The following is a 460-nucleotide window of genomic DNA, read 5'->3' as shown; positions in this document are numbered from 1 at the left end:
GAAGCGACGGAGTAGCGTTCAGCGGAGTATTCGCGGACACCGTCAAGCCGGCTAGTCGTGTGTCCAACGCGGACATGAGGGCTCCCATGTCATCCTTGCGCATCTGAACAGCCGCGTCCTTCCACAGCTGCAAGAAGTGTTCATGCGCCTCCTCCTGCTGCTTCCTTCCGGCCTTCGCGACCTCTTCGAAGCGGGACTCCTGAACGGTCGTGAACTGCTTGAAGCGACTGTCGAGCTGAGCGTCATTCGACTCGCGAAGAGCCTCCATCTCCTTGCGATGTTGCTCTTGAAAACGAGCATCGAATGCCGCGAGAGCCTCATCCAGAAGGGCGCGGATGTCTGGCACTGGAGCGGCAGACTGCTCGATCACGGTGGTCTGGGGCCGTGCGCCATCGAAGTACGTCTTCAGAGAGTTCGTGAAATCTGTATGGGCTTTAGCGGTTGCGGTGAGGGCCTCCGC

General features: G+C 59.6%; 1 protein-coding gene. It reads right to left on the bottom strand.

Annotation, left to right across the window (positions count from 1 at the left end):
• Positions 1-460: hypothetical protein (locus tag BBH99_RS22465; protein WP_228390807.1), on the bottom strand; the 460-nt coding region annotated here is incomplete at both ends.

Source organism: Chryseobacterium contaminans, assembly GCF_001684955.1.
Taxonomy (GTDB): Bacteria; Bacteroidota; Bacteroidia; order Flavobacteriales; family Weeksellaceae; genus Chryseobacterium; species Chryseobacterium contaminans.
The sequence above is the reverse complement of the archived record's forward strand: the minus strand, read 5'-3'. Positions and strand labels throughout refer to the sequence as shown.